The organism is Galactobacter valiniphilus, assembly GCF_003575975.1.
Classification (GTDB): domain Bacteria; phylum Actinomycetota; class Actinomycetes; order Actinomycetales; family Micrococcaceae; genus Galactobacter; species Galactobacter valiniphilus.
The window spans coordinates 1-14431 of record NZ_QQXK01000009.1 but is presented as its reverse complement, the minus strand read 5'-3'; the positions used below and the strand labels follow the sequence as shown (position 1 = coordinate 14431).

The following is a 14431-nucleotide window of genomic DNA, read 5'->3' as shown; positions in this document are numbered from 1 at the left end:
GCACGCGCGGGAACGGCGCTTTTGCGACGGTGTGCCACGAATAATCATGACACCCCGTCGTAAAATGGTGGGTGACGGGAGAAGGTAACGCTCGTCACATGAGCTTGCTTGAGGAGCACCGTGCCCAAGATCCGCGCCAGCAATCTGAGCGCCCATAAGGCGCTCGTGCGCACCCAGCTGCTCGATGCCTTCGAGGAGCTCCTGCTCGCGCAGAGCTACGAGGAGGTCTCCATCGCGGCGGTGGCGGCCCGCGCCGGCGTCGCGAGGAACACGGTCTACAACTACGCGAGCGACAAGTCGGAGCTGCTCACCGCCGCGGCCCAGCGCCACATCGGCCGGCTGTTCCTGCCGCTGCAGCAGGCCTCCCAGGTGCAGGACGCTGCGCTTCGTCTGCGCGGGATGCTGGAGGTCGCCATGTCCAGCTTCCTCGACTCCCCCATCAGCCCCACGGTCTTCAAGGCGCTCATGCACCACGGCACCGAGGCGGATCTCGACGTCGCCGCGCAGGGATCGCAGGAGCTGATCCCGTTCCTCGTGGAGGCCATCGACGACGGCGTGCAGGGCGGCGTCTTCCGCGCCTTCGCCGACACTGCCTTCCTCTTCGACCTCATCGCCGGCGCGCTTGTCACCGCCGTGGAGAACGTGCTCGAATCCCCCGAGACGGGCGGCCAGCGCATCTCCGAGGCCATCGACTTCGTCATGGGCGCCCTGCGGGCCTAGCGGTGCCCGCGCACCCCTGGCACCCGAGGCCGATGCCGCGCGCATCCCCCAGGCCCACGCCTCGGTGACGGGCGCACCGCGCGGCTAGTGGTCCGCGCGGGCCCCCGGTTCCCCGGAGCGCGGCGACGCGGCGTCGTCGTAGCGCCGCGGGTCGTACGGAAAGCCGTGGAGCAGCACAACCGGCCAGCCGCCGTTCGTCCCGGAGCGCTCGCACGCGATCCGCAGCTGTCGACCCTCCACAAACTCCACACCCTGGACCATGCCCAGCATGCTTCGCCGCCCTCCCGAATCGTTCAAGGCCTGCCCCGGGCAGGGGCCCCCTACCGGCATGCGGCCCACCGATCGGCGACCAACGTCCGTGAGCGGTCCCCCGGTAACGATGCGGTACCAAGGCGTCGGGCACGCTGACGGGCTCAGATTCGGGGCTGATAGACAGGCCCCATGGGAAATCTGCATCGCGCAGCGGCCGCTCTCGCCGCCCTCGGACTGCTTGCTGCCGCCACCGCCTGCTCGTCCGGATCAGGTGCTTCGCCGCGTAGTTCGCAACTCGTGCACCCAGGGATGGTCGTGCTGTTCGGTGAGCCGAACGACGACGGCGGTGCTCTGGTCTTTGATTCATCGGCAGTCAACGTGCGCGCCGGTGAGTTTGTTGCGGCTTCAGATGCCCTCACGATCGCCGGGGACGAGACGATCACCGTGAAGTCGGTTGAACCGATCAAGTCCATTGGCCTCACGGCGTTCCAGACGGTCAGCAAGAGCACGGACAAGCCGGGGCACTCAATGTTTGCCGTCGGCGCCGAGCTTCCCAATGAGTGGACCGTTGGCGCCTCCGGCTATCAGCCGGGCACATCCGTGTCGGTCGGTGTCGCCGCCGAGGTGAAGCCCAACCCGGCCGAGGATTGGATCGGCGCGATCCAGGGCCTGCGCATCACCTACGAGGTGGGCGGCACCCCCAGACGATCGACAGCAACACCCAGTTCTGCTGGTCGGCCAAGCAGGGCGGCTGCGGCGAAGTATTCCCGCTGAAGTAAGACCCGACTACCCGCACCGCACCCCGGGCACGCAACCCGGGTCCGCCTCGGGCCGCCCCCACCTTGCGCAGTGCCACCTTCCCCAGCACTCCCCCTGCCCGGCCATGCTTGTCCCCGCTCTGCCGTTCCGGGCCCCACGCCGCCGTGGCTCGCCGCGCCTTGGCGGCCTTGCCTTGCCGGGATACTGCGTTGCCGCGGCGCCTACGCCGCGCCGACCCCGAGGTCGGGTAGCAAGGCTTCTCGTGCGGACCCCACCCTCGGCATGCGTACACGATGCCGCTCGCGGAACCCACCGCTTTGGTCGTGGACGGCCTCTACCCTGAGCCGACCGCGGTCGATTTCGTGATGGTGGAACGAACACAGCAGGATCCCGTTGTCCACGTCGGTCTTGCCGCCCTGATTCCACGGTGTCACATGGTGCACCTCGCACCACTTGGCTGGGATCTCACACCCCGGCGCCCTGCAATGCCTATCCCTCGCAGCCAAGACCCTTCTTTGGTCCTTGCTGAAGGTCCTTCTGGTCCGTCCCAGTTTCAGGGGTATCCCGCCTGGATCTTGGAGCAACATCTGTATCGAGGCGTCGCACAGCAGGTGAGCCACGGCCGAGAACGGCACCGGCAGCCCCTCCTGCCCGATCCGGGCGAAGCGCAGATCAATCAGCGCTTCTGCGTCCGGGATGCCGTTCGGGTCCAGCGGCAAGTCGGCGACGCTCGTTGGCCACCAGCCGTGCCCCGGGGATGCGCCACAGCCGCTCCCGGAACGCGCACCTCCCACAAAGCCCGTTCCACCGCCCTTGCCGAGACCGCCCTGGCCGTCGTCTCCACTCGACGAACCCCTCCCCCGGCCAAGACCGCCGCCATGACCGGCGCCAGGGCCGCCGCAAGCGGCTCCGTGTTCAAGCCCTACCGCGCCCTCGCCACGTTCATGATCGGCGCACTCCCGCAGGTGTGCGTCCAGCGCCTCGAGAGTCGCGGTGATGAGCAGGGTGGGTGCACCGCCGGCGGCCTGCGGCACGTCGTCCGATGCCGCATGGGAGCGGAACACCTGTGCCAGCGCATCGAAGGACTTCTGCGCGCGGCTCCTGCCGTCCCTGGACCCACCAGCACCCGTCCCGGCACCCTTGGCCGCGCTCGCGCCTTCAGCCCCCACTCCATCGGGCTCCGAAGCCGACCAGGGCGCTCCCGACTCCACGGGATCGGCGGAGCGCGGCGAGAGGTAGGCGTCGAGCACGGTGAGGATCGCCTGACCCTCGACCTCCGGCGCGTAGCCCGCGATCTTGAAGCCGCCGCCATCGGCCGGCGTGATGCTGAAGCTGCGGGCGCGTTGCTGCGCCGCGTGGTTGAGCTCCGTCTTGCGCGGCTCGAGGATGTCGCCCCAGCCCTTGGCTTGCTGCTTCACGTTCTTCAGCGAGGGACGTCCACCGGCCGCTGGCGTTCCAGCACCTTGGAACACTCCCCCGCGTTGGGGCGCGCCACGCCATCCCCCGCGCCCGCCGATACCGGCGCCGGCGCCCAGGCCCGCGCCAGCGGCAGAACCCACGCCTGAACCCGTCGTCACACCAGGCTTCCGCTCCGGCTGACCGCCGTGGAACTCACCGGACGTCTCGCCAGCGCGTCCGTCCGGGCGCTCAGCGGAAGCAGCCTGCAGGAACAAACCTCCAACACTCTCGGGAGCACCGGCATCATCCAGGCCGCCTGCTCCACCGCCCGCGCCCAGTACCGCGGCCTGCCCAAGCTCTTCCGAGGTGCGCGGCGGGACCACTGGCCAATAATCCGTCCCGGTCCCCTGGCCCGGAGCGACACCATGGCCCGCCGCCGCCCCCGACGCGGGCACCGCACCGTGAGCCCCGACGGGTCCACCAGGAACACCGGGTCCGCTGGGGCCACCGGCGCCCGCCTCGCCGGCCTCATCCGCGGTTCCGTCGGCGCGTTGAAGTCGCCAGAACTCGTCGCCGGAGTCTCCGGTGCTTGCAGGGACCGCGGCCGCGCGGAGTTGCCGCGCAAAGAGGTTCACCCGTCCGGCCGTCGCGTTGGCCACCAGCGTGGCTTCGGCGGCCAGCGTGCCGCCCGGAATGGACTCGGACGTCACCTCGTCCAGCGCATCCCTGATGGTCTTGGCCGTGTCGACGCTCAGCTCACCCCGTCTCAGCGCCTCGGCCAGGGCCGGACGCCGAGGAGCCCAGGATCCCGTGGCCAAGTGGGTGTCGGCGGCGAGATCCAGGAAGGCCTTGGCTTGGTAGTAACCCGTCCCGAAGACGTCTGCGATGAGCCCGCGCGTGCCGCCGTAGCCAAGCCGGCTGCACAGCGACTCGGCCCGCGTGTACTTGTCGCTGCGCCGCTCCACGGCGCCGGCGGCCGAGACCTTGAGCGCATCCATGACGCGAGCGGCCTCGGCCACGGCCTGGAGCCCCTGGACCACATTCTCTTCCGGCGCGCCATCCCATGCTTCCGGGCCCACCTCGGTGACAAAACGCAGCAGGGTGGTCGCGTTGCGGATCGCTTCCACGTCCAACACCACAACCACCCCCGAACCTCTGCTCCGGAACCAGCAGTTTCGCGGAGTCCCCCTCCCCCGCCTGACCTCATCCATTCTCCCAGAACCGCCTCCGAAGATCCACGGATTTCCGGGCCAAAACACACTTTTCTCGAAGATACTTTCGAAGCTTTTCCCTCACAGTTCGATACTGTCCACAGGCGCCGCGAATGCGCCTTGTGAGACCTCAGCCACTAGGCTAGGAAATGTTATTCATCGATACTCCAGGAGGATCCGTGCGCACCCTGCAGCGCCTTTCCGCCGCTGCTGCCGCTCTGGCCGCCGGCGCGCTCATCGCCACGTCCATGGCCGCCCCCGCCCAGGCCGCCGCGAGCAAGGACAAGCCCGTCGACATCACCAAGGTGATCGTCAAGGACGTCGTCATCAAGAAGAGCACCAAGGTCCAGAGGATCTCCGGCCTCGGCAAGCGCTGTTTCAACGTGCCCATGAGCCTGAAGTACACCGAGTACAAGAAGAATGCCCACTTGGATTGGATCGGCGCCGTCGCGATGGGGAATCGCTACGCCGCCGAGCCGGAGTTCGTCTATCTCGCTCCCGCCATGGCTGGCAGCAAGACGCTCGCCACCACTGGCGCATCCGCCTTCGTCTGCGACCGCGCGGGGCGCATCGACTTCGCGGTGGTTGGCTCCACCGACTTCAACTTCAAGAATGAGTTCACGAACCCCACCAAGGTCACCGGCTCCTTCAAGATCCGCCAGGACGCTGCCACGACCCTCACGGCCAAGCGCTCCGGCAAGACCGTCACGCTGACCGCCAAGGCCACGTACTTCAGCGTCAAGACGGGCAAGACCACCGCCTACAACCCCAAGGGCGCGACGGTCCAGGTCAAGCAGGGCTCCAAGTGGGTCAAGGTCAACAAGAAGGTGACCTTCAAGAAGGGCACCGCCGTCGTCAAGGTGAGCCAGAAGGCCAAGAAGAGCTACCGCATCACCTTCAAGGCCACGAGCACCGTGATCGGCAAGACCTCGAAGACCGTCACCAAGTGACGCCCTAACGCGCGGCCCGGCGCCCAGCCGGGCCACGCGTCGTCGGGCACCACAACAGCCCTGACACGGCACGACGCCGCCTTCCGCGCTCACAGCACGGAAGGGCGACGTCGTGCTCCGTGGCCTAGGAGGCGCTCCCCTCACGCCACACCGTCACCTCAAGCCAGCCGAAGCCGAGCGCAAGCCGCTCCACCTCGCGCTCCGAGAGCGCCGCCGGCTCGGATGCGCCCGGCTCGCCGACGCCCAGCTCCACACATGTCCCCGTGCTCCCGCGGAACGGCACCTCGACCAACTCATCCACCGGAACACCCCAGCGATACTCTTGGCGCCAGGCCCCGTTCTCCCGGTGGTTTTCATGCCACAGCCGCTGCACGTTTGCCGCCACGCTCGACATTCCCCGCCGCGGCTCACCGTCCGGCAACAACGGCGCGTCGCTCACCCCGAAGAAGCGGACGTCGCGGGTGGCCATCACCGGCTTGCGCACGGCGCGCCCGGCCTCGTCGAAGCGGGTGTCCGTTCCGCGCCCGTCGTCGTCCACCCGAACATCGCCGGGTCCCAGGCTCACCACCGCCCGGCCACGGCGGCCTTGGGACTCCGCCTCGTCGTTCGCGTAGGCCAGGATCTCCAGCACGCTGTGCACCAGCGACGGCGGTTCCCGCCGCGCCTGCTCCAGATGCGCGGGGTCGACGTCGCTCGCCCACACATGGGTCTGCGTGACCCACTCGCTCCGCTTCTCGCTCATGCCAGAAGCCTAGACAGAACGACGCCGCCCTCCCGCGCCAAAGCGCGGAAGGGCGGCGTCGGGCCTTCCCTTAGGAAAGGCGAGAAATCACATCTTCTCCGGCGCCGAAACGCCAAGCAGGCCCAGGCCGTTCGCGATCACCTGGGTGGCGGCGTCGTTGAGCCACAGGCGCGTGTTGTGCACGGGCTCCACGGCGTCCTCACCCACGGGCGTGATGCGGCAGGCGGCGTACCAGGAGTGGTACGCGGAGGCGACGGCCTCGATGTGGCGCGCCACGCGGTGCGGCTCGCGCGACGCGGCGGCGCCGGCCACCACGGACGGGAACTGGCCCAGCGCGGCCAGCAGCTCGTTCTCGGTGGGATCGGTCAGCAGCGAGGCGTCGAAGACCGAACGGTCAACGCCGCGGGCCTCGGCCTGGCGCGCGGCCTGGCGGGAGCGGGCGTGCGCGTACTGAATGTAGAAGACCGGGTTGTCGTTGGAGGCCTTCTTCAGCAGCTCCGGGTCAACCGTGATCGGGGAATCGGCCGGAACGCGCTCGAGCGAGTAACGCAGGGCATCGGAGCCGAGCCAATCGATCAGGTCGCGCAGCTCGATGATGTTGCCGGCGCGCTTGGACAGGCGGGCGCCGTTGACCGACATGAGCTGGCCGATCAGGATCTCGATGTTGAACTCCGGATCGTCACCCGCGGCGGCGGCGATCGCCTTGAGGCGACCCACGTAGCCGTGGTGATCGGCGCCGAGGAGGTACATCTTCTCCGGGAAGCCGCGGTCCTTCTTGTTCAGGTAGTACGCGGCATCAGCGGCGAAGTAGGTGGGCTCGCCGTTGGCGCGGATCATGACGCGGTCCTTGTCGTCCCCGAACGTGGTGGTGCGCAGCCAGACCGCGCCCTCCTCGTCGAAGACGTGCCCCTGCTCGCGCAGGCGCTCCACCGAGGACTCGATGGCGCCCGACTCGTGCAGCGTGGACTCGGAGAAGTAGGTGTCGAAGGAGACGCCGAAGTCCGCGAGGGTCTTCTTGATGTCGGCCATCTGCAGCTCGTAGCCGAACTGGCGCAGCACCGGGATGGCAGCCTCCTCGGTGAGGCCCTTCACCTCCGGGTGATCCTTGGCGATGGCGTCGGCCAGCTCCTGGATGTACTCGCCCGGGTAACCACCCTCCTGCACCGGCAGGCCGTGCAGGCGGTTGTAGATGGACAGCGCGAAGGTGTTCATCTGGTTGCCGGCGTCGTTGATGTAGTACTCGGCGGAGACCTCCGCGCCCGAGGCGCGCAGCACGCGCACAATCGCGTCGCCGAGCGCGGCCCAACGGGTGTGGCCGATGTGCAGCGGGCCCGTGGGGTTCGCGGAGACGAACTCCATGTTGATCTTGTGGCCGGTCAGCGTGTCGTTGGTGCCGTAGGAGGCGCCCGCCTCGACGATCGCCTTGGCAAGCTCGCCGGCGGCGGCCGCGTCCAGGGTGATGTTGATGAAGCCCGGGCCGGCGATGTCCACCTTTGACACGCCCGGCTCCTTGGCCAGCTCGTCGGCGACCAGCTGGGCGAACTCGCGCGGGTTCATGCCGGCCTTCTTGCCGAGCTGCAGCGCGATGTTGGTGGCCCAGTCGCCGTGCTCCCTGTTCTTGGGTCGCTCCACTCGCACCGTCTCGGGGATCTCGACGCTCACTCGGCCATCGGAGGCCAGGGCGTTCAGGATGCGGACGAGGGCTGCGGAGAGTTCTTCAGGAGTCACTCGCGTGATTCTACCGGGCGGCTAGCGGGTTCAGATCCCGCCAGCACTGTGGGATGCACGACGGCGGGTAGCCGGGTTGGGCGCCCGGCGCCGCCTGGGCGGCGGCGGGCTTGGGTGACCTCACGACTCATCATCGTGCGCCCGACGCGGCGCAGCCCGCTGTGCGGACCAGCCCCGCGCGGGTGCTAGGGTTGAACACGTTCCGCTGACACCGGTTGCGGAACAGGCCCTCGTAGCTCAGTGGATAGAGCGTCCGCCTCCGGAGCGGAAGGTCGAAGGTTCGAATCCTTTCGAGGGCACCATGTGAATCCCTTCTCGCCATTGCGGGAAGGGATTTTACGGTGTTAGCTCGATTCTCGCGGGCGCCACGTGGCCGGAGCTGGGTCGCGGCGGCGCACAGGCGCGCCGGTGCCCGGAACGACACCGTCCGCGGCATGGGTGGCCATCCCGCCTGGGACCACGACCTCGAATGGGGCTAGCTGCGTCTCCAGGCCTGCACCGATTGCTCGGTGGCACAGCTGAGAATCCAGACGAGCCGAAGTAGGCCTCGGGCGTACCCGGTCACCGTTGCGTCTCGGCGCGGCAACACCCATCACCGAGGCATCACGATCGGCGTCGAACCCTAGGTCAGTCCACCGCCCTTCCCTAGCATCGTGGGATGAAACGAGAGCGCTCGGCCTGGGCCGTCACGTGCGCGGCGGCCCTCGCCATGCCGCTGGCTCTGTCCTCGTGCGCCGAATTTCAGGCGTGCCCCGCGATCGCCCACATGCCCTTCATCCAGGCGTCGGTCTACGGCGACACCTCACAGCTCCATGCCGTCACGGCCTGCCCGCTCGACACGCTGGATTGCGTCGACGGGCTGCCCGCGGAACCGGCGGTCAAGAACGCCGTTGGGCGCTACAACGTGACCCTTGGGTATCGGAAGGACGGCAGCGGTCCGCCGGACGTGGACAAGATGCAGCTCCGCGCCCTCGACAAGCACGGAAAGGTGCTTGCCCAGGCCACTGTCACCCTCTCATGGAAGCTCGAGCGGCCCAACGACGCCTGCGGTTCCAGCAGTGTCGCCCTTGCCAATCTGACCATCGGGAGCATTCAATGAACGCTTCGCTCACCCTCCGCGGCCTGGCCGCCGTCGGGCTGCTCACCCTCGCCGCCACGCTGAGCGCGTGCCAAGCACAGGTCGCCTGCGACACCGCGCTCAGGGCGAACACGGTGACCGTCACGCTGGACGGCGACGATTCCCAGGTCGATCGCGTCTTCGTCTGCGCCACGACCGTCAAGGACTGTGTGGTCCCGCGCCAGCCGGGGGATCCATACGCCTCACGCGCGCCCGGCCCCCGGATGATGAACGTCAGCCCGGCCGGCGAGAAGCCGTCCGAGGTCGACGTCTACGCCGTCGACGCGAACGACAAGGTCCTCACGAAGCAGCGCGTCTCCCTCGTCTGGACCACCGACCAGGCGGACGAGCAGTGCGGCAGCACCTTCAAGGCCACAGCCACCGTGTCTCTCACTGAGACCAAGTGGGAGCGCGGATGACGCGAGTCCTCAGGGCAGCCCTCCGCTCCGCTGTCGCGCTGATCGCCGGCGCGGTGCTTCTCAACGCAAGCGCATGCGGGTTGAGCGATCGATGCGCCGACGCGAAGTGGGTCTCCACGCTCTCCGTGACGGTGCTCGGCGACGACGGACAGGTCTCAGCCGTCACCGCCTCTCCCCTGAGTAATCCCGGTTGTGCCCCATGGGAGGACTACATGTCCTCGGAGAAACGTGACGGAGCGTGGCTGGCTGACCTGGGCGAGGCTGCCTACGAAAAGACCTCGTACGCACCACTCGTCGTTGAACTCCGGGCCCTCGATCGACACGGAAAAACCGTGGGCACCGGCCTCGCCACCCTCGACTGGACCGATTCTGACGAGGGCGAGGCTTGCGGGTCGTCACTGACTGCCAAGGAGACCCTTGCCCTGGGGACCCACTAGGAACACTCGGGCGTTCATGCCCGCTCCGCCCGGCCCTGACGGTGATGTCATCCAGGTGCCGCAGCCAGGAACTCCACCCGGCTGATCTCAATGCGACGGTAGCGCGACGTCTGTCCTAGCAACACCGCGGGTTCCCCCGGTCCGATCTCCCGCATCCCCACGCGTTCGAGAATCCGAACGGACGCCGCGTTCGCCTCGATCGCTTCGGCCCAGATCCGCTCGAGCCGCAGCTGCTCAAAGCCGTACGCCAGCCCTGTGCGCGCCAGAGCGGTGCCCATCCCGGTCCCCCACCGCTCCGACGGCGCCACCGCGTAGCCCAGTTCCTTGATGTCAGCTTCGGCTCCGTGCAGGTCCACGTAGCCGACGACCTCACCCTCAACGAGAGCCACGAGCCTCGTCAGCTCGACATCGGGCTGACCGAGCGACCGCGTCCACCACTCGATGGATTCGTCCTGCGGGCTCCCGAAGCTCCAGTCGTTGTGCGCGCAGAACACTGGATCCAGCTCCCAGGCGGCAAAGGTTGCGGCATCGCTGGCCTCGGCCTTCCTCAGCTCCACGCCACCGCCGACCGTCACGCAAACTCCCCGCGCAGGTACTCGGCAAACGCCTCCACCACGGGCGTGTGGCTCGTCTGCGAGCGGACCAGGGCGATGTCGCGCTGGTACGGCCCGCCGGACAGCGGCACCTCGACCACGCCGGCCACCGCCGCCTCATGTGCCGGCAACATTGCCACGCCCAGGCCGCGCGCCACGAGCTCGCGCATCGTCGAGAACTCCGTGACCTCCATGGCAACATCCGGGGCAAACCCCGCCTCCCGGCACCACTCCTCCGTCACTGAGCGCAGCTGGTAGGACGTTGGATTCAAGACAAACGGCTCCGACGCCAGCTCCGACAGCGCCAGCGACGACCGATCAGCCAACGCGTGCCCGGCCCCGACCACGGCCACGATCTGCTGCGACGCCACCACGTCTCCGGCAAACCCCGGCGGCGGCGGGATCACCAAAGCCACATCCAAGGACCCGTCCCCCAGATCCCCGCGCAGCAGCGCCGCGTGCGCCTGCTTCAGGTGCAGCCGCACCTTGGGATGCGAGGCCCGGAACCCCGCCAAGAGGTCAGCGGTGCGCGCGGCACCGAGCGTCAGCGGGAAGCCAAAGCGCACCGTCCCGTGCGCCGCGTCCACCCCGGCCACGGCCCCGGCGAGCGCCTCGTCCACCTGCCGAAGCGGCCCGCGCACGCGCCGCACCAGTTCCACCGCCGGATCCGACAACCGCACGGTCCGCCCCTCGTGGATCAGCAGCGGCACGCCCAGTTCGTCCTCCAGCGTCTTGATGCGCCGCGACATGGAGCTCTGGGGAATCCCGAGCTCCGAGGCGGCCTGCCGCATATGCCCGCCGGCCGAGTCGAGCTCCACCAACGCGCGCAGGTGCGGCGCAAGACGAACCGTCCACTGTTCCATGAACGGATCATAACCAGACGATCGTTCATTGGACGGCACAAATGACGAACGCCCACCATGAGGGAAGCGAGCATCACCCACCCCGTCAACGAAGCCGAGGACCCTCATGAGCGCTCCCAGCAGCGAAGCCCAGCCCACCGACGTCGTGCTTATCGGCGCCGGCATCATGTCGGCGACCCTCGCCTCCATGCTCACCACCCTGGACCCGAGCCTCAGCATCACGGTCCTCGAGCGCCAGGCGCAGCCCGGCACCGAGTCCAGCGACCCGTGGAACAACGCCGGCACCGGCCACAGCGGCTACTGCGAGCTGAACTACATGCCGGATCCGGCCAACGGCGTCAAGGCCGCCGACATCGTGCGCCAGTTCCATCTGACCCGCGGATGGTGGGCGCATCTGGCGCGCCGGGGCAGCCTCACGCCGGGCGACTTCATCCACACCACGGCGCACATGGACCTCGTCTTCGGCGAGACCGACGCCGACTACCTCGCCGCGCGCCACGCCACCCTCTGTGAGGACCCGCTCTTCGAGGGCCTCGAGCACAGCGAGGACCCCGCGACCATCGCGGGCTGGGCGCCGCTCACCATGGCCGGCCGCGCCCCCGGCGAGCGCGTCGCCGCCACGCGCCACCCCTTCGGCACCGACGTGGACTTCGGCGCGCTCACTCGCTCCATGCTCGCGATGCTCCCGGCCGGCTCGCTCCACACCGGAACCAAGGTCACCGAGGTGACCACGACGCCCGACGGCGGGTGGCTCGTGACGGCGCGCGACCTCGCCACGGGTGCCACGCGCCAATGGCGCGCCAAGCACGTGTTTGTCGGCGCCGGCGGCATGGCGCTGCGCCTGCTCCAAGCCACGGGCATCGACGAGGTGAAGGGCTACGGCGTGCTCCCGGTGGGCGCCGCGTTCCTGCGCTGCACCGACCCGGAGGTCGTCGCCAAGCACCGAGCCAAGGTCTATGGCCAGGCCGAGATCGGCGCCCCGCCCATGTCGGTCCAGCACCTCGACGCCCGCGTCGTGGACGGCGCGGGCGCCCTCATGTTTGGCCCCTACACCACCTTTTCCACCAAGCTGCTCAAGGCCGGCAGCTGGGGCGACTTCTTCTCCACCGTGCGCTGGGGCAACCTCAAGACCGTCGCCTCGGCCGCGGTCCGCAACGTGCCGCTCATCCGCCACCTCGTCTCCGAGCTGCTCAAGCCGCGCTCCAAGAAGCTCGCGGCCCTGCTCCGCTACTACCCCGAGGCCAAGGACGCCCAGTGGGAGCTCATCCCCGCTGGCCAGCGCGCCCAGCTCGTGGCGCCGGGCCGGGGCGTGGCGGGCGAGCTGCGCCAGGGCACAGAGCTCGTCACCTCCGCCGACGGGTCCGTCTCCGGCCTCCTGGGTGCGTCCCCCGGCGCGTCCACGGGCGTGCCGATCATGCTCGAGCTCCTCGAGACCTGCTTCCCCGAGCGGTGGGCCGCGGGCTGGCGCGACACGCTCGCCGAGGCCATCCCCGGCCACGGCGCTCCCCTGCCGTGGGACGCACACCGGGAGCGTGAGGTGGCCACCGCCAGCGCCGAGGCGCTGGCGCTGGAGGGTCAGCTCCCGGCCCGGCATCGCGGCGCCGGGAACTTTCCCTCACGCCGTTCACAAACCAGGCACACCACGCCGCGCGACGCGCCGACGAACCGTCCAGACTTTGAAGAAGAATCCGCGTGATCACAGTGCATCGACCCATCCCTCTCTTTTCAAGCGCGGCCTCAAGTGATGGACTGCTCGGATGGTTTCCACCGCCACGTGCCCCGACCAGATCACGCTCAGCGTCACGCTGTCCTCCACCCCGGAACGCGTGTGGCACGCGCTCACGACCGGGCGGGCGCGCTGGTGGAGCAACATGCGCTTCGAGCCCCATGCCGGGGCCGTGCTGCATGAAACGTGGGTTGACCATGCCGGCGTGACGCACGAGTCGAGCGGGACCGTGACCCTGGCCGACCCCGACCGCCGACTCGGCTTCGACTGGATCGATGACGGCTGGGAGGCGCCGCTGACCGTCGAATTCGTCCTCACCCCGGCCACCCACGGCACCCAGCTCTTCCTCGTCGAATCCGGATTCAGCGCCCTCGCCGACGGCGCGCGCCTGCACGGCGAGCACCGCGACGGCTGGATGGAACACCTGGGCCGGCTCGAGCGGGCCGCCGCTGCAGCGGCCTGAACGGCCGACTACTCGGGCCAGGGCACGGCGTGAAGCCCGGGCGTCGCGAGCGCGCTGGCGATCAGCTCCTCGCTCCCGCCCAGCTGGCTGAAGGCGAGGTCGGGTGGCGAGGTCAGGCCCCAGGAGCCGTCGTCGGCCCACAGATAGCTCAGCTCTATCCAGGGGCCCCAGCGCTCGAGGCTGCTTGCTGGAATCAGCTCCCCGAGCGCCCCTTGAACCACCGCGAAGCGCAGGGAGTAGACGTCCATCCACGCGGGATCCCACTGGCTTCCGTCCCGCTCTCGCGGTAGCTCGTCGGCCCGGAGGAAGCCCGCGTACAGGGCAGCCGTGACCGCCTGCCCCGCCCCGCCGACGGAAAGCAACAAGCGACTCAGGAGCGCCACCTGCTCGTCCGACATTCGCTCGTCGTTCGGGTTGCCGGCCGAAAACGGTAGCTCCGGATCGTCGACCTGCTGCGTTCCCGGAGGCAAGATCGCGACCCTGGCCGGGTAGAGCCGCCCGAATCGATCCGTCGTCGCCCGCTCCAGCCACGATGCCGCATTGCGCACCCATCCGTTGTCCATGCCGGGCATCCTAGGTTGTAGAACTGTTATAGAACGATGTTAGTTAACTTGCTATGGTGCCCGCGTCGTCAACTTTCCACTGGAGGAATCATGAAGAAACGAGCCGGAATTCTTGCCACCGCATTGGCCTTGGGCATGCTGCTCAGCCTTGGTGCCGCGCCCGCTGGAGCAACGACCGCCCAGGCGACAACGGTCCTCAGTAAGCACGTGGCCGCGCCGTCCGCCAAGCAACTGGCATCTGCGGCCAACGTAAAACTGACTCCGGGAGAGTTCGTCATCTCTGCAGCAACGAACAGGGCACCCGCCGCGGCAACGAGCATGCGCGCGACATCCAGGGTCAGCATCATCGTGTGCGTCGGCAAATACGACAACTTGCATCCGGGAAGCAGCTCGAAGAAGCGTGCAGTGAATGCGGCTCTTCCTACTTGCGGTGGGGGTGAGCGGCGCGCCGGTGTGAGTTGGGCTGCGGGGTGAGGGACGTCGAGGCCCT

The 14431-nt window shown here is 68.6% G+C and carries 16 protein-coding genes and 1 tRNA gene; 10 read left to right on the top strand and 7 right to left on the bottom strand.

Annotated features, from left to right (window positions below; all coding sequences use genetic code 11):
* The first annotated feature begins 120 nt into the window (after nt 1–120).
* Nucleotides 121–720: a TetR/AcrR family transcriptional regulator gene (locus DWB68_RS05790; RefSeq protein WP_158588221.1), complete on the top strand. Its 600-nt coding sequence runs from the start codon at nt 121–123 to the stop codon at nt 718–720.
* A gap of 84 nt (nt 721–804) precedes the next feature.
* Here the strand turns inward: DWB68_RS05790 and DWB68_RS05785 are convergent, their stop codons facing one another.
* Entirely contained in the window at nt 805–990 is a 186-nt protein-coding gene (locus DWB68_RS05785) for a hypothetical protein (protein WP_119424202.1), read from the bottom strand.
* 171 nt (nt 991–1161) lie between these two features.
* Between DWB68_RS05785 and DWB68_RS05780 the strand changes: the two genes are divergently transcribed.
* On the top strand, nt 1162–1746 hold the full coding sequence (locus tag DWB68_RS05780; protein WP_147391601.1) for a hypothetical protein: 585 nt from the start codon (nt 1162–1164) through the stop codon (nt 1744–1746).
* A 206-nt stretch (nt 1747–1952) separates the two neighbouring features.
* On the opposite strand, the gene DWB68_RS05775 is transcribed toward DWB68_RS05780, so the two are convergent.
* Complete coding sequence (locus DWB68_RS05775; protein WP_147391600.1) at nt 1953–4256, bottom strand: HNH endonuclease signature motif containing protein; 2304 nt, start codon at nt 4254–4256, stop codon at nt 1953–1955.
* Between the two features lie 263 nt (nt 4257–4519).
* Here DWB68_RS05775 and DWB68_RS05770 point away from each other — a divergent pair, with 263 nt between their 5' ends.
* Nucleotides 4520–5290, top strand: coding sequence for a hypothetical protein (locus DWB68_RS05770; protein WP_119424199.1), 771 nt, complete (start codon nt 4520–4522; stop codon nt 5288–5290).
* Between the two features lie 124 nt (nt 5291–5414).
* Here DWB68_RS05770 and DWB68_RS05765 read toward each other — a convergent pair whose 3' ends face one another.
* Together DWB68_RS05765 and argS are read right to left on the bottom strand one after the other, a co-directional pair.
* Nucleotides 5415–6032: an ATP-binding protein gene (locus tag DWB68_RS05765; RefSeq protein ID WP_119424198.1), complete on the bottom strand. Its 618-nt coding sequence runs from the start codon at nt 6030–6032 to the stop codon at nt 5415–5417.
* A gap of 87 nt (nt 6033–6119) precedes the next feature.
* A complete protein-coding gene (argS, locus tag DWB68_RS05760; protein ID WP_119424197.1) occupies nt 6120–7760 on the bottom strand; it encodes an arginine--tRNA ligase in 1641 nt (546 codons plus the stop codon).
* Between the two features lie 226 nt (nt 7761–7986).
* Between argS and DWB68_RS05755 the strand changes: the two genes are divergently transcribed.
* From DWB68_RS05755 to DWB68_RS05740, 4 genes are all read left to right on the top strand, one after another.
* Nucleotides 7987–8062, top strand: a tRNA-Arg gene (locus DWB68_RS05755).
* Nucleotides 8063–8418: 356 nt separating this feature from the next.
* Nucleotides 8419–8859, top strand: coding sequence for a hypothetical protein (locus DWB68_RS05750; protein ID WP_119424196.1), 441 nt, complete (start codon nt 8419–8421; stop codon nt 8857–8859).
* Complete coding sequence (locus DWB68_RS05745; RefSeq protein WP_119424195.1) at nt 8856–9296, top strand: hypothetical protein; 441 nt, start codon at nt 8856–8858, stop codon at nt 9294–9296. Before DWB68_RS05750 ends, DWB68_RS05745 begins: the two co-directional genes overlap by 4 nt.
* Nucleotides 9293–9733, top strand: a complete 441-nt coding sequence (locus DWB68_RS05740) for a hypothetical protein (RefSeq protein ID WP_119424194.1) — start codon at nt 9293–9295, stop codon at nt 9731–9733. Before DWB68_RS05745 ends, DWB68_RS05740 begins: the two co-directional genes overlap by 4 nt.
* 47 nt (nt 9734–9780) lie before the next feature.
* Here the strand turns inward: DWB68_RS05740 and DWB68_RS05735 are convergent, their stop codons facing one another.
* Nucleotides 9781–10308: a GNAT family N-acetyltransferase gene (locus DWB68_RS05735; protein ID WP_119424193.1), complete on the bottom strand. Its 528-nt coding sequence runs from the start codon at nt 10306–10308 to the stop codon at nt 9781–9783.
* A complete protein-coding gene (locus DWB68_RS05730) occupies nt 10305–11189 on the bottom strand; it encodes a LysR family transcriptional regulator (RefSeq protein ID WP_119424192.1) in 885 nt (294 codons plus the stop codon). The genes DWB68_RS05735 and DWB68_RS05730 overlap by 4 nt, the downstream gene beginning before the upstream one ends.
* A gap of 106 nt (nt 11190–11295) precedes the next feature.
* Here DWB68_RS05730 and DWB68_RS05725 point away from each other — a divergent pair, with 106 nt between their 5' ends.
* Nucleotides 11296–12885: a malate:quinone oxidoreductase gene (locus tag DWB68_RS05725; RefSeq protein WP_119424191.1), complete on the top strand. Its 1590-nt coding sequence runs from the start codon at nt 11296–11298 to the stop codon at nt 12883–12885.
* 61 nt (nt 12886–12946) lie between these two features.
* Nucleotides 12947–13378 carry an SRPBCC family protein gene (locus DWB68_RS05720; protein ID WP_119424190.1) on the top strand — a complete coding sequence of 144 codons (432 nt, stop codon included), beginning with the start codon at nt 12947–12949 and terminating at the stop codon, nt 13376–13378.
* A gap of 8 nt (nt 13379–13386) precedes the next feature.
* On the opposite strand, the gene DWB68_RS05715 is transcribed toward DWB68_RS05720, so the two are convergent.
* Nucleotides 13387–13941, bottom strand: coding sequence for a hypothetical protein (locus DWB68_RS05715; RefSeq protein ID WP_119424189.1), 555 nt, complete (start codon nt 13939–13941; stop codon nt 13387–13389).
* A gap of 90 nt (nt 13942–14031) precedes the next feature.
* On the opposite strand from DWB68_RS05715, the gene DWB68_RS15960 reads away from it, so the two are divergent.
* Complete coding sequence (locus DWB68_RS15960; protein ID WP_147391599.1) at nt 14032–14415, top strand: hypothetical protein; 384 nt, start codon at nt 14032–14034, stop codon at nt 14413–14415.
* The last annotated feature ends 16 nt before the right edge of the window (nt 14416–14431 follow it).

Coding starts and splice junctions, on each gene's coding strand:
- DWB68_RS05740 (WP_119424194.1), top strand. CDS start 9,293: ATGACGCGAGTCCTCAGGGCAGCCCTCCGCTCCGCTGTCGCGCTGATC.
- DWB68_RS05720 (WP_119424190.1), top strand. CDS start 12,947: ATGGTTTCCACCGCCACGTGCCCCGACCAGATCACGCTCAGCGTCACG.
- DWB68_RS05715 (WP_119424189.1), bottom strand. CDS start 13,941: ATGGACAACGGATGGGTGCGCAATGCGGCATCGTGGCTGGAGCGGGCG.
- DWB68_RS05765 (WP_119424198.1), bottom strand. CDS start 6,032: ATGAGCGAGAAGCGGAGCGAGTGGGTCACGCAGACCCATGTGTGGGCG.
- DWB68_RS05745 (WP_119424195.1), top strand. CDS start 8,856: ATGAACGCTTCGCTCACCCTCCGCGGCCTGGCCGCCGTCGGGCTGCTC.
- DWB68_RS05730 (WP_119424192.1), bottom strand. CDS start 11,189: ATGGAACAGTGGACGGTTCGTCTTGCGCCGCACCTGCGCGCGTTGGTG.
- DWB68_RS15960 (WP_147391599.1), top strand. CDS start 14,032: ATGAAGAAACGAGCCGGAATTCTTGCCACCGCATTGGCCTTGGGCATG.
- DWB68_RS05780 (WP_147391601.1), top strand. CDS start 1,162: ATGGGAAATCTGCATCGCGCAGCGGCCGCTCTCGCCGCCCTCGGACTG.
- DWB68_RS05725 (WP_119424191.1), top strand. CDS start 11,296: ATGAGCGCTCCCAGCAGCGAAGCCCAGCCCACCGACGTCGTGCTTATC.
- DWB68_RS05785 (WP_119424202.1), bottom strand. CDS start 990: ATGCTGGGCATGGTCCAGGGTGTGGAGTTTGTGGAGGGTCGACAGCTG.
- DWB68_RS05750 (WP_119424196.1), top strand. CDS start 8,419: ATGAAACGAGAGCGCTCGGCCTGGGCCGTCACGTGCGCGGCGGCCCTC.